The sequence below is a fragment of the Mycolicibacterium llatzerense genome (genome assembly GCF_000878195.1).
Lineage (GTDB): Bacteria > Actinomycetota > Actinomycetes > Mycobacteriales > Mycobacteriaceae > Mycobacterium > Mycobacterium llatzerense.
The window spans coordinates 68,251-89,776 of sequence record NZ_JXST01000025.1; the positions used below are offsets into that span (position 1 = coordinate 68,251).

21 protein-coding genes are annotated in these 21,526 nt (G+C 66.1%); 14 read left to right on the forward strand and 7 right to left on the reverse strand.

Annotated features, from left to right (window positions below):
* Positions 1 to 10 precede the first annotated feature (10 nt).
* Positions 11 to 634 (forward strand): uracil phosphoribosyltransferase, encoded by a 624-nt coding sequence (upp, locus tag TL10_RS18130; RefSeq protein WP_043986696.1) that lies wholly within the window; start codon positions 11 to 13, stop codon positions 632 to 634.
* Positions 635 to 776: 142 nt separating this feature from the next.
* Here upp and TL10_RS18135 read toward each other — a convergent pair whose 3' ends face one another.
* Positions 777 to 2,333: a phospho-sugar mutase gene (locus TL10_RS18135; RefSeq protein ID WP_043986732.1), complete on the reverse strand. Its 1,557-nt coding sequence runs from the start codon at positions 2,331 to 2,333 to the stop codon at positions 777 to 779.
* A gap of 141 nt (positions 2,334 to 2,474) precedes the next feature.
* Here TL10_RS18135 and TL10_RS18140 point away from each other — a divergent pair, with 141 nt between their 5' ends.
* Positions 2,475 to 2,723 (forward strand): DUF7683 domain-containing protein, encoded by a 249-nt coding sequence (locus TL10_RS18140; protein WP_043986697.1) that lies wholly within the window; start codon positions 2,475 to 2,477, stop codon positions 2,721 to 2,723.
* A gap of 71 nt (positions 2,724 to 2,794) precedes the next feature.
* On the opposite strand, the gene TL10_RS18145 is transcribed toward TL10_RS18140, so the two are convergent.
* On the reverse strand, positions 2,795 to 3,655 hold the full coding sequence (locus TL10_RS18145; RefSeq protein ID WP_423136069.1) for a purine-nucleoside phosphorylase: 861 nt from the start codon (positions 3,653 to 3,655) through the stop codon (positions 2,795 to 2,797).
* On the opposite strand from TL10_RS18145, the gene TL10_RS18150 reads away from it, so the two are divergent.
* Positions 3,654 to 4,868 (forward strand): M20 family metallopeptidase, encoded by a 1,215-nt coding sequence (locus TL10_RS18150; RefSeq protein WP_192830258.1) that lies wholly within the window; start codon positions 3,654 to 3,656, stop codon positions 4,866 to 4,868. The two genes, TL10_RS18145 and TL10_RS18150, sit on opposite strands and share 2 nt — an antisense overlap.
* Positions 4,865 to 6,034: a M20 family metallopeptidase gene (locus tag TL10_RS18155; protein WP_043397588.1), complete on the forward strand. Its 1,170-nt coding sequence runs from the start codon at positions 4,865 to 4,867 to the stop codon at positions 6,032 to 6,034. The genes TL10_RS18150 and TL10_RS18155 overlap by 4 nt, the downstream gene beginning before the upstream one ends.
* A gap of 58 nt (positions 6,035 to 6,092) precedes the next feature.
* Here TL10_RS18155 and TL10_RS18160 read toward each other — a convergent pair whose 3' ends face one another.
* Positions 6,093 to 6,980: a type IV toxin-antitoxin system AbiEi family antitoxin gene (locus TL10_RS18160; protein WP_043986698.1), complete on the reverse strand. Its 888-nt coding sequence runs from the start codon at positions 6,978 to 6,980 to the stop codon at positions 6,093 to 6,095.
* Between the two features lie 192 nt (positions 6,981 to 7,172).
* Positions 7,173 to 7,640 (reverse strand): gamma-glutamylcyclotransferase family protein, encoded by a 468-nt coding sequence (locus TL10_RS18165; RefSeq protein WP_043397583.1) that lies wholly within the window; start codon positions 7,638 to 7,640, stop codon positions 7,173 to 7,175.
* A gap of 60 nt (positions 7,641 to 7,700) precedes the next feature.
* On the opposite strand from TL10_RS18165, the gene TL10_RS18170 reads away from it, so the two are divergent.
* From TL10_RS18170 to TL10_RS18185, 4 genes are all read left to right on the forward strand, one after another.
* Positions 7,701 to 9,116, forward strand: a complete 1,416-nt coding sequence (locus TL10_RS18170; protein ID WP_043397580.1) for an NAD(P)H-quinone dehydrogenase — start codon at positions 7,701 to 7,703, stop codon at positions 9,114 to 9,116.
* Between the two features lie 74 nt (positions 9,117 to 9,190).
* Positions 9,191 to 10,936 carry a glycerol-3-phosphate dehydrogenase/oxidase gene (locus tag TL10_RS18175; RefSeq protein WP_043986699.1) on the forward strand — a complete coding sequence of 582 codons (1,746 nt, stop codon included), beginning with the start codon at positions 9,191 to 9,193 and terminating at the stop codon, positions 10,934 to 10,936.
* Complete coding sequence (locus tag TL10_RS18180; protein WP_082067991.1) at positions 10,933 to 11,796, forward strand: pseudouridine synthase; 864 nt, start codon at positions 10,933 to 10,935, stop codon at positions 11,794 to 11,796. Before TL10_RS18175 ends, TL10_RS18180 begins: the two co-directional genes overlap by 4 nt.
* A gap of 193 nt (positions 11,797 to 11,989) precedes the next feature.
* A complete protein-coding gene (locus tag TL10_RS18185; protein WP_043986701.1) occupies positions 11,990 to 12,760 on the forward strand; it encodes an SDR family NAD(P)-dependent oxidoreductase in 771 nt (256 codons plus the stop codon).
* 15 nt (positions 12,761 to 12,775) lie between these two features.
* On the opposite strand, the gene TL10_RS18190 is transcribed toward TL10_RS18185, so the two are convergent.
* Entirely contained in the window at positions 12,776 to 13,957 is a 1,182-nt protein-coding gene (locus TL10_RS18190; protein WP_043986702.1) for a geranylgeranyl reductase family protein, read from the reverse strand.
* Between the two features lie 96 nt (positions 13,958 to 14,053).
* Between TL10_RS18190 and TL10_RS18195 the strand changes: the two genes are divergently transcribed.
* Entirely contained in the window at positions 14,054 to 14,320 is a 267-nt protein-coding gene (locus TL10_RS18195) for a UBP-type zinc finger domain-containing protein (protein ID WP_043986734.1), read from the forward strand.
* Between the two features lie 107 nt (positions 14,321 to 14,427).
* A complete protein-coding gene (locus TL10_RS18200) occupies positions 14,428 to 15,066 on the forward strand; it encodes an HD domain-containing protein (RefSeq protein WP_043986703.1) in 639 nt (212 codons plus the stop codon).
* 75 nt (positions 15,067 to 15,141) lie between these two features.
* Here the strand turns inward: TL10_RS18200 and TL10_RS18205 are convergent, their stop codons facing one another.
* On the reverse strand, positions 15,142 to 15,687 hold the full coding sequence (locus TL10_RS18205) for a YceI family protein (protein ID WP_043986704.1): 546 nt from the start codon (positions 15,685 to 15,687) through the stop codon (positions 15,142 to 15,144).
* A gap of 139 nt (positions 15,688 to 15,826) precedes the next feature.
* On the opposite strand from TL10_RS18205, the gene TL10_RS18210 reads away from it, so the two are divergent.
* Positions 15,827 to 16,972 carry a GTP-binding protein gene (locus tag TL10_RS18210; protein ID WP_043986705.1) on the forward strand — a complete coding sequence of 382 codons (1,146 nt, stop codon included), beginning with the start codon at positions 15,827 to 15,829 and terminating at the stop codon, positions 16,970 to 16,972.
* A gap of 5 nt (positions 16,973 to 16,977) precedes the next feature.
* On the opposite strand, the gene TL10_RS18215 is transcribed toward TL10_RS18210, so the two are convergent.
* The gene (locus tag TL10_RS18215; RefSeq protein WP_043397554.1) at positions 16,978 to 17,589 is read right to left on the reverse strand and encodes a TetR/AcrR family transcriptional regulator; all 612 of its coding nucleotides are present in this window, start codon (positions 17,587 to 17,589) and stop codon (positions 16,978 to 16,980) included.
* 140 nt (positions 17,590 to 17,729) lie between these two features.
* On the opposite strand from TL10_RS18215, the gene TL10_RS18220 reads away from it, so the two are divergent.
* The 3 genes from TL10_RS18220 to TL10_RS18230 are packed head-to-tail and all read left to right on the forward strand — an operon-like array spanning position 17,730 to position 21,525.
* On the forward strand, positions 17,730 to 18,176 hold the full coding sequence (locus TL10_RS18220) for an MmpS family transport accessory protein (RefSeq protein ID WP_110789126.1): 447 nt from the start codon (positions 17,730 to 17,732) through the stop codon (positions 18,174 to 18,176).
* Positions 18,173 to 21,082, forward strand: coding sequence for an MMPL/RND family transporter (locus tag TL10_RS18225; RefSeq protein ID WP_043986706.1), 2,910 nt, complete (start codon positions 18,173 to 18,175; stop codon positions 21,080 to 21,082). The genes TL10_RS18220 and TL10_RS18225 overlap by 4 nt, the downstream gene beginning before the upstream one ends.
* On the forward strand, positions 21,079 to 21,525 hold the full coding sequence (locus TL10_RS18230; protein ID WP_043986707.1) for a hypothetical protein: 447 nt from the start codon (positions 21,079 to 21,081) through the stop codon (positions 21,523 to 21,525). The genes TL10_RS18225 and TL10_RS18230 overlap by 4 nt, the downstream gene beginning before the upstream one ends.
* Position 21,526: the final 1 nt, after the last annotated feature.

Here is a 21,526-nt window from a genome sequence, read left to right on the forward strand (position 1 = left end):
GTTGGCGTGCATGGACGTCCGGGTCGTCGATCATCCGTTGGCCGCCGCGCGGCTGACCACCTTGCGCGATGAGCGCACTGACAACGCCGGGTTCCGGGCGGCGCTGCGCGATCTGACGTTGATGCTCGTCTACGAGGCCACGCGTTCGTTGGCCTGCGACGAGCTGCCGGTTCAGACCCCGGTGGCGCTGACCACCGGGTCGCGGCTGTCGAACCCGCCCTTGTTGGTCCCGGTGCTGCGGGCCGGTCTGGGCATGGTCGACCAGGCGCACGCGCTGATTCCGGAGGCTCAGGTCGGTTTCGTCGGCATGGCCCGTGACGAGACGACGCACCAACCGACGCCGTACCTCGAGTCGCTGCCCGCGGACCTGAGCGGCCGGCCGGTGATGGTGCTCGACCCGATGCTGGCCACGGGCGGTTCGATGGCACACACGCTGCAGTTGCTGCTGGACCGCGGCGCCGATGACATCACCGCCGTGTGTGTGGTTTGCGCGCCGGAGGGAATTGCGTTGGTGGAGAAGACAGTTCCGTCGTTGCGGTTGTTCACGGCCACCATTGATGCTTCGTTGAACGCAGACGCCTACATCGTGCCGGGCTTGGGCGATGCCGGAGACCGGCAGTTCGGGCCGCGCTGAAGGTGATGTTGGGCGCGTCGCGCGGGGCGGCGTGTCGTCCTCTCCTGCAACACTTGCGATCGGAACCCGTCAGCGTGGGTTGACAATGTCAACCCACGCTGACGGGTTCCGGGCGAAGAAGTCAGGTGGATAGGTCGAGCGCTCAACGTGGCGCCAGCAGGCCCGTCACAGCGGCTTTGATTCTCGCCAGTTCTGATTCGGCGGCAGTCCGCGAGGCAGATACGTCCCCAGCGGGCGGTCTGCTGATCTCCAGGTAGCCCTTGACTTTTGGTTCGGTGCCCGACGGGCGCACCGCTACTCGCAGGCCGTCGCCGGTGAAGATCAGCGCGTCGGTGCGGCGTTGACCCCGAAGCTTGGCCAAGTCCTCGGCGCTGACAGCGATACCGGCGATCTCGGTCGGTGGCTCGGCGCGCAGGCGGGCCATCACCGCGTCGGCGCCGGTGTGCACCGATACCGCGCCGGTGACGTGTACGCCGTGCTTCGCGGCGAGTGTGTCCAATCGGTCCTGGACCGTCTGGCCTTGATTGCGCAGTGCCACAACCAGATCGCAGAACACCACCGCCGCGCTGATGCCGTCTTTGTCGCGCACGGTATCGGGGTCGACGCAGTGGCCGATGGCCTCTTCGTAGGCGTATCGCAGTATGGCGCCGGGGATGTCCTTGTCGGTGCGAGCCAGCCATTTGAAGCCGGTGAGGGTTTCGACGTGATGGGCCCCGTAGTCGGCGGCGATGTTGGCGAGCAGCTGCGACGAGACGATCGAGCTGGCAACGACGGTGTCTGTGGCTTGGTTCGGAGTGAGGTCCGACAGCAGGTAATCGCCCAGCAGCCAACCGGTTTCGTTGCCGGACAGCATGCGCCAACTGTCAGTGGTCGGGATGCCCACGGCGCAGCGGTCGGCATCGGGGTCAAGGGCGATGGCGACTTCGGCGTCGTTCTCGGCGGCCAACGTGACCAATAAGTCGGTGGCGCCAGGCTCCTCGGGGTTGGGGAACGCGACCGTCGGAAAGTCGGGGTCAGGGTCGAATTGTGTTGCCACCGTGTGGATAGTGGCGATGCCGGCTCGGTTCAGGACGTCGACTGCCAGCGCGCCTCCGACGCCGTGCATGGCGGTCAGTGCCACCCGGACGTCGCCTTCGGTCTTGCGCAGGGACCCGGCCTGTCGCGCGTACTGCTCGATGAGGGTGTCATCGGTGGGCGTGACCGGCTGCCGGGCGATGTCCGACGGCGCCTGGCGCATCGCCGTTTCGATGTCGCTGTCGGTCGGGGGGACGATCTGGATGCCGCCGTCGAAGTACACCTTGTAGCCATTGTCGGCGGGCGGATTGTGCGACGCGGTGATCTGTACGCCGGCAACGGCATTGAGCTGGCGCACCGCGTAGGCGACGACGGGCGTAGGTGCCGGGTGGGGGAGGAGAACGACGGAAAATCCCTCGGCGGCAAAGATTTCCGCCGTCGCCGTGGCGAATTCGTCGGAGTGGTGGCGGGCGTCGCGACCGACGACGACCGTCGACCCGCCCAGGCAACGGTCCTTGAGCACCTTCGCGACGGCCCACGTCGCCCGGCTGACGGTGGTGACGTTCATGGCGTCGAGGCCGTCGCGCATCGGGCCACGAAGGCCGGCGGTGCCGAAGGCAAGGGGTGTGATGGTCACAGGGCCATTGTGCTCGTGCCGAATTTGGTGAAGTGCGCACAGTGCCACCACCTCTATTGTGGAAGTCGGGGGGTACGACGAGACCTATGGGGGCGGCGTGGCTGGCATGTTGCAAACAAGCTGGGATGACATGGTGAATGCGGCCATGGGGCTGGCGACGCAGGCTGCCGAGTTGCGAACCGAGCCATAATGCTGTCGTGGTGGCTTCAGGGCTTTGACCGTACGACGGAGCGACTTGTGCAGGAAACGCATCTGCCGCGCCTAACAGTTGCTGCGATTCGCGCAATTCTGAACGTGGATGATGACATTCCTGTTGAGCCCTTTGATTTCGACATCCCGAACCTGGATGCGGTTCGAGCTTTGGCGGCGTACGCAGACGAGCCCGCTGCAATCGATGAGACCCTTATCTACCAATTGGGTTGCTATGAGGCCTCATAGCATTTTGCGAAACGCGCAAATCGGCTTTTCGCTGGGGCGGTGGCACTGCACCTGAGTCTGGCGCCGCCCTATTACAGCCGCGCCAGCACCTCGGCCAGCAGCGTCCCCATCCGGGTCGCGGACTGGCGTCCGGCCTCCAGCACTTCGGCGTGGCTCAGCGGCTCGCCGGTCATGCCGGCGGCCAGGTTGGTGACCATCGAGATGCCGAGCACCTCGGCGCCGCCGGCGCGGGCGGCGATGGTCTCGTGCACCGTCGACATGCCGACCAGGTCGGCCCCCAGGGTGCGCAGCATCCGGATTTCGGCGGGCGTCTCGTAGTGCGGGCCGGGCAGGCCGGCGTACACGCCCTCGGTCAGTGACGGGTCGACCGCGCGGGCCAGGGCCCGCAGCCGCGGCGAGTAGGCGTCGACCAGGTCGACGAACTGCGCGCCCACCAGCGGTGAGCGCGCCGTCAGGTTCAGGTGGTCACTGATCAGCACCGGCTGGCCGACCGAGTACTCGGGACGCAGGCCGCCGGCGGCGTTGGTCAGCACCACGGTCCGTGCACCGGCCGCGATGGCAGTGCGCACCGGGTGGACCACATGGCGCAGGTCATGGCCCTCATAGGCGTGGATGCGGCCCAACAGCACCAGCACGTTGCGGCCGCCGACCTGCAGCGCCAGAGCCTGCCCGCCGTGTCCGGAAGCGGTCGGCGGGGTGAATCCGGTGAGGTCAGCCATGGCGATGGCGGATATCGGCTCGCCCAGCACCGCGGCAGCGGGGGCCCAGCCCGAACCCAGCACGACAGCCACGTCGAAGTGCGAGATTCCGGTGCGGTCACGGATGGCGGCGGCGGCCTGCGCGGCGGCGAAGTCAGGGGTGGCCTGCGGATCGGTCACGGCGTCCACCTTAGTTGCCAGCCGCGCCCGAACGGGCCGGTGCGATACTTCCATGATGCTCACTGGCGACGCACTGCAGACGGTCACCGATGCCGTCGCGCGTCGCCGTGCCGATCTGATCGAACTGTCCCACTCGATTCACGCCGAGCCGGAACTGGCCTTCGCCGAGCTTCGCAGTTGCGCCAAGACCCAGGCGCTCGTCGCCGAGCGTGGCTTCGAGGTCACCGCGGCCGCCGGCGGTCTGGACACCGCGTTCCGCGCCGACTACGGCAGTGGCGATCTGGTGATCGGCATCTGTGCCGAGTACGACGCGCTGCCCGGTATCGGACATGCGTGTGGGCACAACATCATTGCCGCGTCAGCGGTCGGCACGGCGCTGGCGCTGGCCGAGGTCGCCGACGAGATCGGCATCACTGTGGCCTTGATCGGCACGCCCGCCGAAGAAGCCGGCGGCGGAAAAGCGCTGTTGCTCAATGCCGGCGTGTTCGATGATGTCGCGGCATCGGTGATGCTGCACCCCGGCCCGGTGGATATCGCGGGCGCGCGCTCCCTGGCGCTGTCCGAGGTGTCGGTGGCCTACCGCGGGCGCGAGTCGCATGCCGCTGTCGCGCCGTATCTGGGTATCAACGCCTCCGATGCGGTCACGGTCGCTCAGGTCGCGATCGGGCTGTTGCGTCAGCAGTTGACGCCCGGCCAGATGATGCACGGCATCGTCACCGACGGCGGTCAGGCCCCGAATGTCATTCCGGCGCATACGGAATTGCTGTACACCATGCGGGCCACCGACTCGGCGTCGCTGGACGAGCTGGAAGTACGGATGTTCTCCTGCTTCGCGGCCGGCGCATTGGCGGCGGGCTGCACGCACGAGGTCACCGAGGTGTCGCCCCGGTACGACGCGCTGACGCCCGACCCGTGGTTGACCGCGGTGTTCCGCGCCGAGATGGAGCGGCTGGGCCGTACCCCGCTGCCGATGGACCTGGAAGTCTCTGTACCCCTTGGTAGTACCGACATGGGCAACGTCACGCAGGTGATGCCGGGTATTCACCCGGTGGTCGGGATCGAGGCCAACGGGGCGTCGATCCACCAGCCGGAGTTCACCGCGGCCGCAGCCGGACCGAGTGCGGACAGGGCTGTCACCGAAGGGGCGATCATGTTGGCGCGCACCGTGGTTGCGCTGGCGCAGGCGCCTGATGAGCGAACCCGGGTTTTGCAGAAGATGGCGGACCGGGCAGCGGTTCAGCAACAAGTGAAGGCAGGGCGCGGATGAGCCTCTCGGACCACGCCGAGCGCTGGCTGACCACGAACTACGGTGACCTGGTCGGGTGGCGGCGGCATCTGCACGCCAACCCGGAGTTGGGCCGGCAGGAGTTCGAGACCACCAAGTTCGTCGCGACGCGACTGGCCGAGGCCGGGTTGAACCCGAAGATTCTGCCCGGCGGTACCGGTCTGACTTGCGATTTCGGTCCCGAGGACCAGCCGCGCATCGCCCTGCGTGCCGACATGGATGCGCTGCCGATGGATGAGCGCACCGGCCTGCCGTTCGCGTCGACAATCCCTAACGTGGCACACGCCTGCGGCCACGACGGCCATACCGCGGTGCTGCTGGGTACCGGCCTGGCGCTGGCGTCGGCGCCGACGCTGCCCGTCGGCGTGCGCCTGGTGTTCCAGGCCGCCGAGGAGTTGATGCCCGGCGGTGCACTGGACGCCATTTCTGCGGGTGCGCTGGCCGGGGTATCGAGAATCTTTGCGCTGCATTGTGATCCGCGACTGGAAGTGGGCAAGGTCGCCACCATCCCGGGGCCGATCACGTCGGCCGCCGACCAGATGGAGATCACCCTGCACTCGCCGGGTGGGCACACCTCGCGCCCCCATCTGACCGGCGATCTGGTCTATGCACTCGGCACGTTGATCACCGGGGTGCCCGGCATCCTGTCCCGTCGGGTCGATCCGCGGCACAGCACCGTCATGGTGTGGGGTGCGGTGAACGCCGGGTTCGCGTCGAACGCCATTCCACAGACGGGAACCCTGGCCGGGACCATCCGCACCGCCAGCCGTGACGCTTGGGTCGAGATGGAATCGATTGTCCGCGAGATCGTTTCGTCACTACTGGCGCCGCTCAACGTGGATCACACGGTGCTGTACCGGCGCGGCGTCCCGCCGGTGGTCAACGAAGAACTGTCCACCCGGATCATGACTCACGCCATCGAAGCGCTTGGCCCGGACTCTCTGGCGGACACCAAGCAATCCGGTGGCGGAGAAGATTTCTCGTGGTACCTGGAGGAGGTGCCGGGAGCCATGGCGCGCCTCGGCGTGTGGCCCGGCGTCGGCCCGCAGCTCGACCTGCACCAGCCGACCTTCGATCTCGATGAACGCGCCCTCGGCGTCGGCGTCCGGGTGCTGGTCAACATCATCGAGCAGGCCGCCAACCTTTAACCGCGAGCGTGCGTGTTTGCGTCCGACACGCTGCAATTTCGGTGCATTTTGGGCACTGTCACGCGGCCCGAGCGTGACGCAACTGCATGGCAATCCGGGATACCAGATCGTCGGGCCGACGCCGGACGTCCTCGAAGACGATCGGTACCACAGTCCACCGGATGTCCATCAGTGCTGACGTTCGGTTCCGGTTGGCCAGCATCGCATCAGCGCCGCTGTGCCAATCCATTCCGTCGTACTCCGCGGCCACCCGGTAGTCGGGCCAGGCAAAGTCGAGGCGCCGCAGTTGCCCACGACCGTCAATGAGTTCGTATTGGAGTACCGGCGCGGGCAGGCCACCGTCGATGATCACGAGCCGCGCTTCGCTCTCCATCGGAGACTCGGCGCGTGGATCTGCCAACGGCAGCAGTTCACGGACGACAACGACTCCCCGGCGTCCCGCCTGTTTCGTCAGTGCGCGGGCAAGTTCCAGGCGGTCGCACGTGCCCGACCGCAACGCCGCATCCAAAGTGGCCAGCGACCGCGGCCGACGTAGCGAGCGGGCGACTTCGATGGCGGTCCATGCTGCGGTGGTGGCCGGCCGGCCACGGACCTCTGCCATCGGCGCGCCGTCGCGGCGATGCACCACCAACCCGTCCGCGTTCCGTAATTGGTGATGCGGGGGATTGAGGACGTGCAGGTCCTTCGGGTTCTCGGTGTCGAAGCCGTAAAGCGCCGCCGCGGTGCAGAGGCAGATGGGAACAACGGCACCGGCGGAGAGGTCGAGTCCGCGTAGCCGGGTCCAGTCATCAGGCACGCCGCGTGAATAGATTCCCTGCCAGATGCGTTGCAGCGCTCCGGTTCTCAGATCGTCGTTGAACTCCCGCCTGGACTGCAGAGTCAGGATTTGCCCGCTGGTGGCCACCCCGTTTTGGGCGTCCAGCAGCGCTTCGAGATCGGCATTCATGACCCCGATCCTGGAGTCGCCTCGCGTTCGTCAACAGTGCTCGCGCGCCATCTGTGGATGGATCGCGAACTGTGGATGAGGCGGATCAGCGCTCACCGCCTGACTATTTCGTCGCGCTCATCAACGGTGAGCGCGACGAAAATGCACGAGAGAGACGGCGTGTCGCCGGCAAACACGCACGCTCGCGGGAGGTTAGGGGCCGATGTTGCGGGACGGGCGGGTGCGGAGGTGGTGGACGTAGTCGGCGGGGGCGCCGGCGATCTCGGCGGCTTCGGCCATCACGCCCAGGTAGCGCGCCGACGGCAGCCCACCTTCCCAGGCGTCGACCACGTACAGCCACGCCAGCACCGGTTCGGTCGACGTGTCCGACGACACCCGGTTCACCCGGCACCGGATCTTCTTGTGGATGCCCAGCTCTGAGCCTTCCCAGCGGTCCAGGCGTTCCTCGTCTTCGCGGGTCATGTCGTAAAGCACGACGAAAACCTTGGACATGGGATCCTGGACCAGCGTCGCCAGCGCGCCCTCCCAGCCGATGTCCGCGCCGGCGAACGTGAGCCGCCAGCCGTGCAGCCAACCGGTGGCCGCCATCGGGGAATGAGGGGCCCGCTGCAGCATCTGCTCCGGATGCATGTTCGATCCGTAAGCGGCGTAGAGCGGCACCTGGCAAGCGTACGGCTTGTTGTCCGGCGACCAACACCCAACTCAGGGTTAGATGTAGCCGTGGTTACCCGCATCGTGATCATCGGCGGCGGTCCCGCCGGGTATGAGGCAGCCCTGGTTGCTGCCGGTTATGGCCCTGAGGCAACTGAAGTCACCGTCGTCGACCGCGACGGTATCGGTGGCGCCTGCGTGCTGTGGGACTGCGTGCCGTCCAAGACCTTCATCGCCTCCACCGGCGTGCGCACCGAGCTGCGCCGCGCCGACGGGCTGGGCTTCGACATCAAGATCGAGGACGCCAAGATCTCGTTGCCGCAGATCAACAACCGCGTCAAGACGCTGGCCCGCAGCCAGTCGGTCGACATCGGCGGGCAGCTGCTGCGCGCGGGTGTCAACGTGGTGGCAGGCTGCGGCGAGCTCGTCGACAGCATCCCCGGCATGGCGCACCACCGGGTGAAAGTCACCACACCCGACGGCCGGTCCGGCGTGCTGAAGGCCGACGTGGTGCTGATCGCCACCGGCGCCAGCCCCCGGGTGCTGCCCAACGCGGTACCCGACGGGGATCGCATCCTGAACTGGCGTCAGCTCTACGACCTCACCGACCTGCCCGAGCACCTGATCATCGTGGGTTCCGGTGTCACCGGTGCCGAGTTCTGCAATGCCTACACCGAACTGGGCGTCAAGGTCACGGTGGTGGCCAGCCGCGACCAGATCCTGCCGCACGAGGACTCCGACGCCGCTGCGGTGCTCGAGGAGGTGTTCTCCGAGCGCGGTGTGACGTTGGTCAAGAACGCCCGCGCCGACTCGGTGGTCCGTACCGAAAAAGGCGTCAAGGTGAGCCTGGCCGATGGTCGCGTCGTGGAGGGTAGCCATGCGTTGATGAGCATCGGTTCGGTACCCAACACTTCGGGCCTGGGACTGGAGAAGGTGGGCATCGAGCTCGGGCCCGGTAATTACCTGACCGTCGACCGGGTGTCGCGCACCAAGGCGTCGGGCATCTACGCCGCCGGTGACTGCACCGGCCTGCTGCCGCTGGCCTCGGTGGCCGCCATGCAGGGCCGCATCGCGATGTATCACGCACTGGGTGAAGGGGTTTCGCCGATCAAGCTGCGCACGGTTGCGGCTGCGGTCTTCACTCGCCCGGAGATCGCCGCGGTCGGAGTGCCGCAATCGGCGATCGACGCCGGCACAGTCCCGGCCCGCACCCTGATGCTGCCGCTGAACACCAATGCGCGGGCCAAGATGTCGTTGCTCGAGCACGGTTTCGTGAAGATCTTCTGTCGCCCGGCCACCGGCGTGGTGATCGGCGGCGTGGTGGTCGCGCCGATCGCCTCCGAGCTGATCCTGCCGATTGCCCTGGCGGTACAGAACCGGATCTCGGTGACCGATCTGGCGCAGACCTTGTCGGTCTATCCGTCGCTGTCGGGCTCGATCATCGAAACGGCCCGCCGGCTCATGGCTCACGACGATCTGGACTGACGCACGAACCGGGGCCGACCACGTAGGCTCGACCATGCAAGGCCTACCGACGAGTAACCACGAGGAGTTCCGCCGTGAGTGACCCGATTCCCGGTCCAGGCAATGGGCAGACCCTGCTGAACCGCGCGCAGCGCGAGACCGCCTGGAACCGGCTGGGTTCCGAGCAGTTCGACGTCATCGTGATCGGTGGCGGCGTCGTCGGTGCCGGCGCGGCGCTGGACGCCGCGACGCGCGGGCTGAAGGTCGCCCTGGTCGAGGCGCGGGACTTCGCCTCCGGCACCTCCAGCCGCAGCAGCAAGATGTTCCACGGCGGCCTGCGCTACCTGGAGCAGCTCGAGTTCGGTCTGGTCCGGGAAGCGCTGTATGAACGCGAGCTATCGCTGACCACCTTGGCGCCGCACCTGGTGAAGCCGCTGCCGTTCCTGTTCCCGCTGACGAAGCGGATCTGGGAACGCCCGTACATCGCCGCCGGCATCTTCCTGTACGACCAGTTGGGCGGCGCCAAGTCGGTGCCCGCGCAGAAGCACCTGCTCAAGGCCGGGGCGCTGCGGCTGGCGCCCGGGCTCAAGCGCAGCTCGCTGGTCGGCGCGATCCGCTACTACGACACCGTCGTCGACGACGCGCGGCACACCATGACGGTCGCCCGCACCGCGGCGCACTACGGCGCGGTGGTCCGCACCTCGACCCAGGTCGTGGCGCTGCTGCGCGAAGGTGACCGGGTCACCGGCGTCCGCATCCGCGACTCCGAGACCGGTGCGGTGACCGAGGTGTGCGGCCACGTCGTGGTCAACGCCACCGGCGTGTGGACCGACGAGATTCAGGCGCTGTCGAAGCAGCGCGGGCGGTTTCGGGTCCGCGCTTCCAAAGGCGTGCACATCGTCGTGCCGCGGGATCGGATCGTCAGCGAGGTGGCGATCATCCTGCGCACCGAGAAGTCGGTGCTGTTCGTGATCCCGTGGGGCACGCACTGGATCATCGGCACCACCGACACCGACTGGAACCTGGACCTGGCGCACCCGGCGGCGACCAAGGCCGACATCGACTACATCCTCGGGCACGTCAACAAGGTGCTGGCCACTCCGCTCAACCATGACGACATCGACGGCGTCTACGCGGGCCTCCGCCCGCTGCTGGCCGGCGAGAGCGAGGAGACCTCCAAGCTGTCCCGCGAGCACGCGGTCGCGGTGCCGGCCCCGGGCCTGGTGGCTATCGCCGGCGGCAAGTACACCACCTACCGCGTCATGGGCGAGGACGCCATCGACGCGGCCAGCGAGTTCGTGCCGACGCGGGTGGCGCCGTCGATCACTGAGAAGGTCCCGCTGCTCGGCGCCGACGGCTACTTCGCGCTGATCAACCAGACCGAACACGTCGGCCAGCACTACGGCCTGCATCCCTACCGGGTGCGGCACCTGCTGGACCGCTACGGCTCGTTGATCGGCGAGGTGCTGGACATGGCCGCCGACCGCCCCGAGCTGCTGGAGCCCATCACCGAGGCGCCGGTGTACCTGAAGGTCGAAGCCTGGTACGCCGCCGCGGCCGAGGGTGCGCTGCACCTCGAGGACATCCTGGCGCGCCGCATGCGAATCTCCATCGAGTACCAGCACCGCGGCGTGGACTGCGCCCGCGAGGTCGCGGAAGTCATTGCGCCGGTGCTGGGTTGGAGTGCCGAGGACATCGACCGTGAGGTCGCGACCTACCTGGCGCGCGTCGAGGCCGAGGTGCTGTCGCAGACCCAGCCCGACGACGAATCGGCCGACGCGCTGCGCGCCGCGGCTCCGGAATCCCGTGCGGAGATTCTCGAGCCGGTGCCGCTCGATTGAGCCTGCCTGTCCGTCCCGGATACGAGGGGATCGGGCCTTCCCGGCTACGGCTGCACGGTGGGCCGGTGCTGGCCGAGCTGCGGTCCCGGTTCGGCGATGAGGCAGCCGCGAAAGTGCTTGCCGGCGAAGTGGTTTGCGCTGACGGGTCGGTCGTGGACCAGGTCACCGAGCTGCCCGCCGGCGCGTTCATCTACTGGTACCGGGACCTGCCCGACGAGGTCGTCGTGCCGTTCGACGTGCCGGTGCTGTACCGCGACGAGAACATCGTCGTAATCGACAAACCGCACTTTCTGGCGACCATGCCCCGCGGCGGGCACGTGGTGCAGACGGCCCTGGTGCGGCTGCGCCGAGCCTTGGGTTTGTGGGAGCTCTCGCCTGCGCACCGGCTGGACCGGCTGACGGCGGGCGTGCTGGTGTTCACGGCGCGGCGCGAGGTGCGCGGGGCCTATCAGACGATGTTCGCCTCAGGTGGGGTGTCCAAGACGTATCTGGCCCGGTCGTCAGCCGGGACATTGGCCGAGCCCGTCGAGTTGCGCAACCGAATTGTGAAGCGGCGCGGGTCTTTACAGGCCGTCGTGGAGCCCGGTGACGTGAACGCGGTGACGGCGGTCGCGCCGTTGGGTTCGGGGTTGTTCCAGCTGACGCCGTCGACGGGCCGTACGCACCAGCTGCGGGTGCACATGAACTCGCTCGGACTTCCCATCGACGGGGATCCGTTGTATCCCACGGTGCTTGATGTCGCCGCCGGGGACTTCTCGACGCCGCTGCAGCTGCTGGCCCACCGGCTGGCGTTCACCGATCCGGTGACCGGGGTTGAGCGGGAGTTCGTCAGTCAGCGGACGTTGGCGGCTGGGCCCTAGATCGGGGGAACGGCGGCGCCGTGGAGCTGTCTCCACACAACTCGCGCAGGAAAGTTGACGGGTCCAAACCGCAAGTGTCACAACAGAGCTGGCACCCCGGGCAGGACACGCCGAGACCGGTTCGGTGGCGCCGTGCCCGCTCAGTGGAGTGGGCCGGGTCAACGCGTCCAACCCCTGTGTTCTACTGCTAGCCATGGACCGCAGCACGTTTGACCGCCTGTTCGACATGACCGGCCGCACCGTCATCGTGACGGGCGGGACGCGCGGCATCGGCCTCGCGATGGCCGAGGGGTTCGTGCTGGCCGGTGCGAATGTGGTGGTGGCGAGCCGCAAGCCCGACGCGTGCGGGGCTGCGGCCGAGCACCTGCGCGGTCTGGGTGGAAAGGCGATCGGCGTGCCCACCAACATGGGCAGCCTGGACGATCTCGACCGGCTGGTGGCGGCCACCGTCGCGGAGTTCGGTGGCATCGACGTCCTGGTCAACAACGCGGCCAACGCGCTCGCCCAGCCGCTGGGGGAGATGACGCCCGAGGCGTGGGCAAAGTCGTACGACTCGAACCTGCGTGGTCCGGTGTTCCTGGTGCAGAAAGCGTTGCCGCACTTGAAGGCCAGCCCGGCCGCGGCGGTGCTGAACATGTCGTCGATCGGCGCGTTCCAGTTCGCGCCGTTCGTGTCGATGTATGCCGCGGGCAAGTCGGCGTTGCTGTCGTTCACCCGGTCGATGGCGGCCGGTTTCGCGGCCGACGGCATCCGCGTCAACGCCATCGCGCCCGGCCCCGTCGACACCGACATGGTGCGCAACAACCCGCAGTCAGCCATCGACGCGATGGCCTCCAACACCCTGTTGAAGCGTTTGGCCAACCCCGATGAATTGGTGGGCGCGGCGCTGCTGTTGTGTTCGGGCGCAGGCAGTTACATCACCGGGCAGGTCGTCATCGTCGACGGTGGCGGGACACCGAGGTAGGGCCGCAGCCAGCTGTCAGTATGTATGCAGGGGACCGTGCGATTTTCCGTACATCACCCTGAGAGCGCAGTCGCGGACGAGCCCCTTGTCGAGGAGCTTGATGCCTGCGTTCGGGATGGCAGGGATACCGGCGAGCTTGTGTCCGAAGCGGCCCATTCGGTACTCCCTGCCCCAGGCAGCCTCCAAGCGCTGGGTGTAGTTGGTGAAATCGTCGGGGCCGCCGTTCAGCAGGGCCGCGATCACGCTTTCCCCGGCGAGCAATCCGGATTCGAGCGCTTTCGAGATGCCTGCGCCCGAAACCGGTTTGGCGGCACCGAGTGCGTCGCCGGTGAAGACGACGCCCGGACGCCACGGTGGCCATGCGGTGAAACCCATCGGCAGTCGCCACGCCCGCACGCTCTTGCTCTTCTTCAAGTCGGCAATCGGCGGCAGGTCCCAATCACGCGGCAGGGAACGCAGAAACTCGCCGAGTAGCTGGGTGGCGTTGATCGCGTGCCAGTTTCGGAAGCAGTTGACATAGCCCACGCCGATGTTGAACACGCCGTCGCCCATCGGGAACACCCAGCCGTAGCCGGGCAACTGATCGCCCTCGAACTGCAGCTTGAGGTAGATGTCGAGCGAATCGGTGTCCGGCCGGTTGACGTGCATCTCCGAGCGGATCGCGATGGCCGAGTAGCCGTTGTACTCCGATTCGATGTTCAGCGCGCGCTTGATCGGTGAGTACGCACCGTCTGCGGCGATGACCGCATCTGCCGAGATCTTCTCCCCGGTCTTGAGGACCACGCCGACCACACGACCGTCGGCATCGAGTTCCGGTCCTGCCACTTCGGCGCCCTCGCGAACTTCCGCTCCAGCTTTCTCGGCGTGCCTGAGCAACACGTTGTCCAAGTGGGTGCGGCTGACGGTATGTCCGTGATCGGGCATACCGGGGCGCCTCGGGAAGGACATCTCCCACCGACTCGGGCTGAACACCGTGACCCGGTTGACCCGGTGGAAGGTGGCGACTTCGTCTGCCAGGCCCATCTTCTGCAGATAACTGACGGCGCGGGCGGTCAAGCCGTCACCACACGGTTTATCCCGGGGAAACTCGGCCTTGTCGACGACCAGCACCTTGGCGCCTACCTGCGCCGCCTGCCATGCCGCGGCGGAGCCCGACGGGCCACCACCGGCGACGACGACGTCATAGTGCTGTGTCACAGAGTCCGCCCCCAGTCCCGAAGAAGCTCTAGTTCATCAGCTTTCGGGCGGAGCCGCCAGGTGGACTACTTACCCGACGGGGCTACCGTGGAAGCTGTGGCATCCATCTTCGGCGACTCCCACCTGAAGCACGTCCGCCTGGTCACCCCGCAGACGACGAAGGGGTGTCAGGACTGCATCGCGGCCGGTACCCGCTGGGTCCATCTGCGGTTGTGTCTGACGTGCGGCCACGTCGGCTGTTGCGATTCGTCGCCGATGCGCCACGCGAGCGCTCATGCGCAGACGCCGGGGCACGAGATCGTGCAGTCTTTTGAACCGGGTGAGAACTGGCGATGGTGCTACGTGCACGAGAAGTACGTCTGACCGGTGTCCTGAACTGAGGGCTGCGTGGCCGCTTGTGCCATGTGACCGCGGCTAGCCGGCGGGCAAAATGGAATGTGTCCAATTAATCCCGATGGGAGTGACACATCATGGCTGAAGTGATTGCAGGAGTGACGATTCCGGACACCGAGTTGGTCCGGGAGGCCACCTCGATCGTTCGGCAGGCGACCGACGAAACGTTGTTCAACCATTCCCGCCGCGTGTTCCTGTGGGGCTCATTGAAAGCGGCTGCGCGCGAGCTGGAGGTCGATCCGGAACTTGCCTACGTCGGCGGCATGTTCCATGACCTGGGCCTGACGGCGGCGCATGGCACCAAGCACCAGCGGTTCGAGATCGATGGCGCGGCAATGGCTCGGAAGCTGTTGTTGGACTTCGGCCGTACCGAGCAGGAAGCGACTAACGTGTGGCTGGCGATCGCGCTGCACACCACTCCGGAAGTGCCGCACCACCTGGCACCCGAGGTTGCCGTGGTGAGTCTCGGCGTCGAAACCGATGTGCTGGGAATGGGTTTGGACGAGATCACCGACGCACAACGGGCCGAGGTGGTGGCGGCGCATCCGCGCCCCGACTTCAAGAACCGCATCCTTCGGGCATTCAACGACGGCATGGTCAATCGTCCGGACACCACGTTCGGCACGATGAACGACGATGTGCTCGCGCACTTCGACCCGTCGTTCCAGCGGACGAATTTCGTTGACCTCATTGAGAACAACGCCTGGCCGGAGTGAGTCCGCATCACCGGGATGGGGCAACGCCGGGCCGGGTGACAGGCTTGGGAACCCGGCCCGGCGTTGCCTTTCTGATCAGGCTTGCTTGACGGCTTCGATGTCGAGGGTGATGGTGACCTTGTCGCCTACGACGGCGCCACCGGTCTCCATCGGCAGGTCGAGGTCGACGCCGAAGTCCTTGCGGTTGATGACAACTGACGCTTCGTAACCGGAGACCTCGCCGGCGCCCATGCCGGGGCTCACGCCATTGAACTCCAGGCCCAAGGTGACCGGGCGGGTGTTGCCTTTGATGGTCAGGTTGCCGTCCAGTAGGTAGGAGGCACCGTTCTGCCGAACCGAGGTCGATGCGAAGGTCGCCACCGGGTGGTTCTCGGCGTCGAAGAAGTCGGCAGACTTGACGTGGCCGTCGCGCTGTTCGTTGCCGGTGTTGAGCGACGTCACGTCGATCTCGGCGGTGACCGACGGGGTGCCGTCGGCGTCGACGGTGATGGCGCCGCTGAAGTTCTCGAACTTGCCGCGGACCTTGCTGACCATCAGGTGGCGTACCGAAAACTCGACCGTGGAGTGGGCGGTGTCGATCGCCCAGGTGCCGACGCCGAGGGGAGTGGTTGCGGTGGTCATGTGCCTGTCCTTTGTTCTTGGTCCGAGCGCCGGCGTTCCGGCCTCTGAAGGTGTCCAACCGGACTACGGTCCGGATTATTTCTCGGGCGGGAATCGTGCCGGCTCGCGTTCCTTAATGAAAATGATTACCATTAAGGTCATGCCCTCGACCTCTGCTGATCTCATCCCGGTGACCGTGCTTTCAGGCTTCCTGGGAGCCGGCAAGACCACGCTGCTCAACCACATCCTCGCCAACCGGGACGGCCGCCGCGTCGCGGTCATCGTCAATGACATGAGCGAGGTGAACATCGACGCGGCCCTGATCGCAGGTCAAGGCCACCTCGACCGGACCGAAGAGAAGCTGGTCGAACTCACCAACGGATGCATCTGCTGCACCCTGCGTGAAGACCTCATCACCGCCGTCGCCGATCTGGCTCGCCAGCGGCGATTCGATCAGATCGTGATCGAATCGACGGGCATCTCCGAACCGATGCCCGTGGCCGCCACCTTCAGTTGGGAATTCGAGGACGGCTTCGTGCTGTCCGAGCTCGCCCGCCTGGATACGATGGTCACCGTCATCGATGCCTGCACCTTCCTGCCGGAGTTGGCGCGCGGGGAAGCCCTCACCGAACGCAATCTGGCGGTGGGCGACGGCGACGGACGCAACATCGCCGATCTGCTGGTCGATCAGGTCGAGTTCGCCGACGTCATCCTGGTCAACAAGACCGATCTGGTCAGCGCCAAGACGATAGCGACCGTCGAGGCCGTCGTGCGACGACTCAACCCCAAGGCGCGGATCGAGCGCACCGAGCACGGGATCGTGCCGCTGGCAACCGTTTTGGACACCGGGTTGTTCGATCCGGAACTTGCCGCCGAGGCGCCGGGATGGGATGAAGAGATCGCCAATGGGCACACGCCGGAAACCGAGGAATACGGCATCAGCAGCATGACGTTCCGCGCCGACCGGCCGTTCCATCCGCAGCGCCTCGCCGATGCCCTCGATCAGGTGCGAGGACTGCTGCGCAGCAAGGGCTTCTGCTGGATCGCCACCCGACCGAACATCGCCGCCATCTGGTCACAGGCTGGACCCAACCTCACCATCGAACCCGCTCAGTACTGGACGAGCACCGAGATCGAGCCCGGTCAGGAGATCGTCTTCATCGGCATCCGCCTCGAAACCGGCAAGGTGCGAGCGCTTCTCGACTCAGCGCTGCTCACCGACGACGAAATTGCCGACGGCACGAGCGCGTGGCTGCGGTACGCAGATCCGCTGCCGGCGTGGACCGCAGCGCATAGCCACGTCTGACTCCTCTAGTGTGCGCTCGGTGCGAGATCGCCGAGCAGGTAGCGCTGCAACGTGACGCCGAGGTCGGCGGCGAGCTGCTCGTTGGAGCGGTTGGCCAGCGGTTCGAGGCCGATGACGTACCGCGCCAGCGCGAAGCCGTTGACCTGCGACATGACCAGGGCGGCGCGGTAGTCGGCGTCCGCTGAGCCGAGCCCTTCGGCGATGGGTGCAATGATCTTGCGGGCGAGAAAGTCCCGCACCAGCTTCGCCGCCGCTGGTTCGGCCGTGGCGGCGCGCACCATGCCGATCATGGGCCGTCGCCGGACCTCGTCGTCGAGAACCTCGAGGATGAACGTCGCCAATCGCAGTCCTGCCGTGTCCTTGTCGCCGTCGAGTACCCGGCCGATGATCACCGAGGGTTCCACCGGCAGTTCGACGACCGTGAGGAACAGGTCGAGCTTCTTGCCGTAGAAATGGCTGACCAACGCGGGGTCGACGCCGGCCTGCAACGCGACCTGGCGCAGCGAGGTCCGCTCGTACCCCAACTCCGCGAACAGCTTTCGTGCGGTTTCCTCGATCGCCTCGCGGGTGCCGTTAGGTCCCGGACGGCGTCCACCGCGGGAGGTTCGCTGGGTCATTCGACTCCCCATTCACAGAATTCTTTACGTGTTGAATTATAGCCCCGGCGGGTCTAATGTCATACCGTCAACCTTCTTGATTAGCCACGCAGCAGAGACGTTCCGCGCAGTTCGCGCCCACCCGTGCGAAAGGTCCACGGATGCAGCGGTTTTCGATCAGACGCCGACTCGGTCAGCACTGGATGTATGTGGTGGCCGTGGTGGTGGTCGTGGTCGCCGGATTCGCGGTGTACCGACTGCACGGCATCTTCGCGTCGCAGGACGTCACGTCGACCCCGAGCGGTGCGGTGAACGACGTCGTGCCGTTCAACCCCAAACATGTGGTGATGGAGGTCTTCGGACCGCCGGGCACCGTCGCCACCGTCACCTACCTGGACGTCGATGCCCGGCCACAGCGCGCCGACACTGTCAGGTTGCCGTGGACCTACGACACCACCACCACGCAGCCTGCGGTGTTCGTCAACCTCCAGGCGCAAGGCGACAGCGACTCGATCGGCTGCCGCATCACCATCGATGACGCCGTCAAGGACGAGAGAACGGTGAACACTGTGCACGCCTTCACCTACTGTCTGGACAAATCCGGATGAGCGCGAACCGGGTGCCGAACTTCATCCGGCGGTATTCAGTGCTCATCGCCTCCTTCTGGCTGGCCCTGGCCGTCGTCACGAATGTCTTTGTGCCACAGCTGGAGACGGTGGCCGAATCTCACAACGTGTCGCTGAGTCCGACCGACGCGCCATCGCTGCAGGCGGCGAAGCAGATCGGCAAGGTCTTCCACGAGTTCGATTCCGACAGCTCGGCCATGATCGTCCTCGAGGGCGACCAGCCGTTGGGTGCTGCCGCGCATCACTACTACGACGGCCTGATCGACAAGCTCACCGCCGACACCAAACACGTCCAGCATGTGCAGAACTTCTGGGGCGACCCGCTGACGGCGGCCGGTTCGCAGAGCGCCGACGGCAAGGCCGCACTGGTGCAGGTGTATCTCGCCGGAAATCAGGGTGAGTCGCTGGCCAATGAGTCCGTCGACTCCGTCCGCAGGATCATCGAGAACACCCCGCCGCCAACAGGTCTGAAGGTGTACCTCACCGGCGCCGCGCCGCTGATCACCGACCAGTTCGAGGTGGGCCGCCATGGGACGCTGAAGACGACCCTGATCACCATCGGCGTGATCATGGTGATGCTGTTCTCGCTCTACCGCCGGTTCACCACGGTGATCATGGTGATCTTCACGGTGATGATGGAACTGACGGCGTCGCGCGGCGTCGTCGCCTCGCTGGCCAACGCCGGCATCATCGAGCTGTCGACGTACTCGACAAACCTGTTGACGCTCTTGGTCATCGCTGCCGGCACCGACTATGCGATCTTCATTCTCGGCCGGTTCCACGAAGCCAGATACGCCGGGCAGGATCGGGTCGCCGCGTACAACACCATGTATCGCGGGACGTCGCACATCATCCTGGGATCGGGCCTGACCATCGCCGGCGCGGTGTTCTGCCTGATGTTCACCCGGCTGCCGTACTTCCAGAGTCTCGGAATTCCCGCCGGCACAGGTGTTCTCGTCGCGGTGGTCGCCGCGTTGACGCTCGCGCCCGCGATGCTGTGCATCGGCCGGCATTTCGGTCTCTTCGAACCCGTGCGCCAGCTGCAGACCCAGGGCTGGCGGCGCATCGGCACGGCCATCGTGCGCTGGCCCGGCCCCATCCTGGTGGTGACCGTCGCCGTGGCCCTCATCGGCCTGATCGCCCTGCCCGGGTACAAGACCAGCTACGACACCCGGCCCTACATGCCGGCCAGTGCGCCCGCCAACATCGGTTACGCCGCCGCCGAACGCCATTTCTCGCAGGCCCGACTCAATCCCGAATTGCTGATGATCGAAGCCGACCACGATCTGCGCAATTCCACCGACATGATCCTGTTGGAGCGCGTGGCGAAAGCCGTCTTCCACACCGACGGCGTCGCGCAGGTGCAGTCGATCACCCGGCCGCTCGGGACGCCCCTGGACCACTCGTCGATACCGTTCCTGATCAGCGCCGGTAACGCTGGTCAGATCAACAACCTGCCCTTTCAGCAGGCTCGCAGCGCCGACCTGCTCAAGCAGGTCGACGTGATCAACAAGTCGATCGACATTCTGCGCCAACAGTATTCGCTGCAACAGCAATCCAGTGGTATCACCCACGAACAGGCCCAGGCATTCCAGCAGACCGTCGCGACCGCCAAGGATTTACGCGACAAGATCGCCAACTTCGACGACTTCTTCCGGCCGCTGCGCAACTATTTCTACTGGGAGCCGCATTGCTACGACATCCCGGTCTGTGCGGCGTTGCGGTCGGTGTTCGACTCTCTCGACGGTATCGACGACCTGACCGATCAACTGGGTGATGTCGCGGGCAGCATCGCCAAACTCGATGCGCTGCAACCGAAACTGCTTGCGTTGATCCCGCCGCAGATCGCCAGTCAGCAGACCAACCGCGAACTGACGATGACGAACTACGCCACGAACTCAGGTCTGAACAATCAGGCCGCCGCGTCGCTGGAGAACGCGACCGCGCTGGGCCAGGCGTACGACGCGTCGAAAACTGACGACTCGTTCTATCTTCCACCGGAGGCATTCACCAACCCCGAGTTCCAGCGCGGGATGAAGCTGTTCATGTCCCCGGACGGCAAGGCCGCCCGCATGATCATCACCCACGAAGGTGATCCCGCTACGCCGGCAGGTATTTCGCATATCGCCGCCATCAGGCACGCCGCGGCACAGGCTGTCAAAGGCACGCCGCTGGGTGGCTCGAAGATCTACCTTGCCGGTACCGCGGCCACCTACAAGGACATTCAGGAGGGCGCCAAGTACGACCTGATGATCGCCGGCATCGCGGCGCTGAGCTTGATTCTGCTGGTCATGATGTTCATCACCCGAAGCATCGTCGCCGCCCTGGTCATCGTGGGCACCGTGGCGCTGTCGCTGGGGGCCTCCTTCGGGCTGTCCGTACTGATCTGGCAGGACATCTTCGGTATCGAGCTGTACTGGATTGTCTTGGCGCTGGCGGTCATCCTGCTGTTGGCGGTGGGATCGGACTACAACCTGTTGCTCGTCTCGCGGTTCAAAGAAGAGATCCACGCCGGCATCAACACCGGCATCATCCGCTCGATGGCCGGCTCGGGTGCGGTGGTGACCTCGGCCGGGCTGGTGTTCGCCGCCACCATGGCGTCGTTCGTGTTCGCGGACCTACGGGTGCTCGGCCAGATCGGCACCACGATCGCCCTGGGCCTGCTGTTCGACACATTGATCGTGCGGTCGTTCATGACGCCGTCCATCGCGGTGCTGCTCGGGCGGTGGTTCTGGTGGCCGCTGAAAGTGCGGCCACGCCCGGCCAGTCAGATGCTGCAGCCCTACGGGTCACGCCAGGCGGTGCGTCAGCTGCTGCTGTGGGAGGACGGGGACCCCGCGGTCAGTGGATCAAGTGCAGGCGCGCGAAGCCACGGAGGAGACGCATGACGGGCATCGAGCTGTGGGGCGGTCTCACCATCCTTGCGGGGCTGCTGGCGCTGATCCTCCTCGCGTGTGTCTTCGTGTACGTCCGCCGTCTGGAGCGGCGCCCACCTGCTGCATTGGGCGAACAGGTGGGTGCTCACAAAGCGGTACTGGCCAAAGTGCGTAAAGGTCAACCGATGTCGCAGGACGAGATCGACTACGCAAAGGAACTGGTATCCGACGCCGGCTCACCGCTCGCTTACGCGATACCAGCGCTTCTGTTCACCATGGGCTTCTTCTACGTCGTCGGGTGCCTCTACGAGCTGCAGGTCCACGGCGGCCATCCCTCGTTTCGCACCTTCATCGGGGGCATCCCGATGCTGACCTCGCTGAACATCTTCGGTCAGCTGCACCGGGTGGCGCGACTGAAGAAGCGCGTGCCCGCGAGTCCCGCGCTGGTGGCATAGC

Coding starts and splice junctions, on each gene's coding strand:
- TL10_RS18145 (WP_423136069.1), bottom strand. CDS start 3,655: ATGGAAGTATCGCACCGGCCCGTTCGGGCGCGGCTGGCAACTAAGGTG.
- TL10_RS18150 (WP_192830258.1), top strand. CDS start 3,654: ATGATGCTCACTGGCGACGCACTGCAGACGGTCACCGATGCCGTCGCG.
- TL10_RS18205 (WP_043986704.1), bottom strand. CDS start 15,687: ATGACCACCGCAACCACTCCCCTCGGCGTCGGCACCTGGGCGATCGAC.
- upp (WP_043986696.1), top strand. CDS start 11: ATGGACGTCCGGGTCGTCGATCATCCGTTGGCCGCCGCGCGGCTGACC.
- TL10_RS18200 (WP_043986703.1), top strand. CDS start 14,428: ATGGCTGAAGTGATTGCAGGAGTGACGATTCCGGACACCGAGTTGGTC.
- TL10_RS18140 (WP_043986697.1), top strand. CDS start 2,475: ATGCTGTCGTGGTGGCTTCAGGGCTTTGACCGTACGACGGAGCGACTT.
- TL10_RS18220 (WP_110789126.1), top strand. CDS start 17,730: ATGCAGCGGTTTTCGATCAGACGCCGACTCGGTCAGCACTGGATGTAT.
- TL10_RS18155 (WP_043397588.1), top strand. CDS start 4,865: ATGAGCCTCTCGGACCACGCCGAGCGCTGGCTGACCACGAACTACGGT.
- TL10_RS18160 (WP_043986698.1), bottom strand. CDS start 6,980: ATGAATGCCGATCTCGAAGCGCTGCTGGACGCCCAAAACGGGGTGGCC.
- TL10_RS18230 (WP_043986707.1), top strand. CDS start 21,079: ATGACGGGCATCGAGCTGTGGGGCGGTCTCACCATCCTTGCGGGGCTG.
- TL10_RS18185 (WP_043986701.1), top strand. CDS start 11,990: ATGGACCGCAGCACGTTTGACCGCCTGTTCGACATGACCGGCCGCACC.
- TL10_RS18225 (WP_043986706.1), top strand. CDS start 18,173: ATGAGCGCGAACCGGGTGCCGAACTTCATCCGGCGGTATTCAGTGCTC.
- TL10_RS18215 (WP_043397554.1), bottom strand. CDS start 17,589: ATGACCCAGCGAACCTCCCGCGGTGGACGCCGTCCGGGACCTAACGGC.
- TL10_RS18210 (WP_043986705.1), top strand. CDS start 15,827: ATGCCCTCGACCTCTGCTGATCTCATCCCGGTGACCGTGCTTTCAGGC.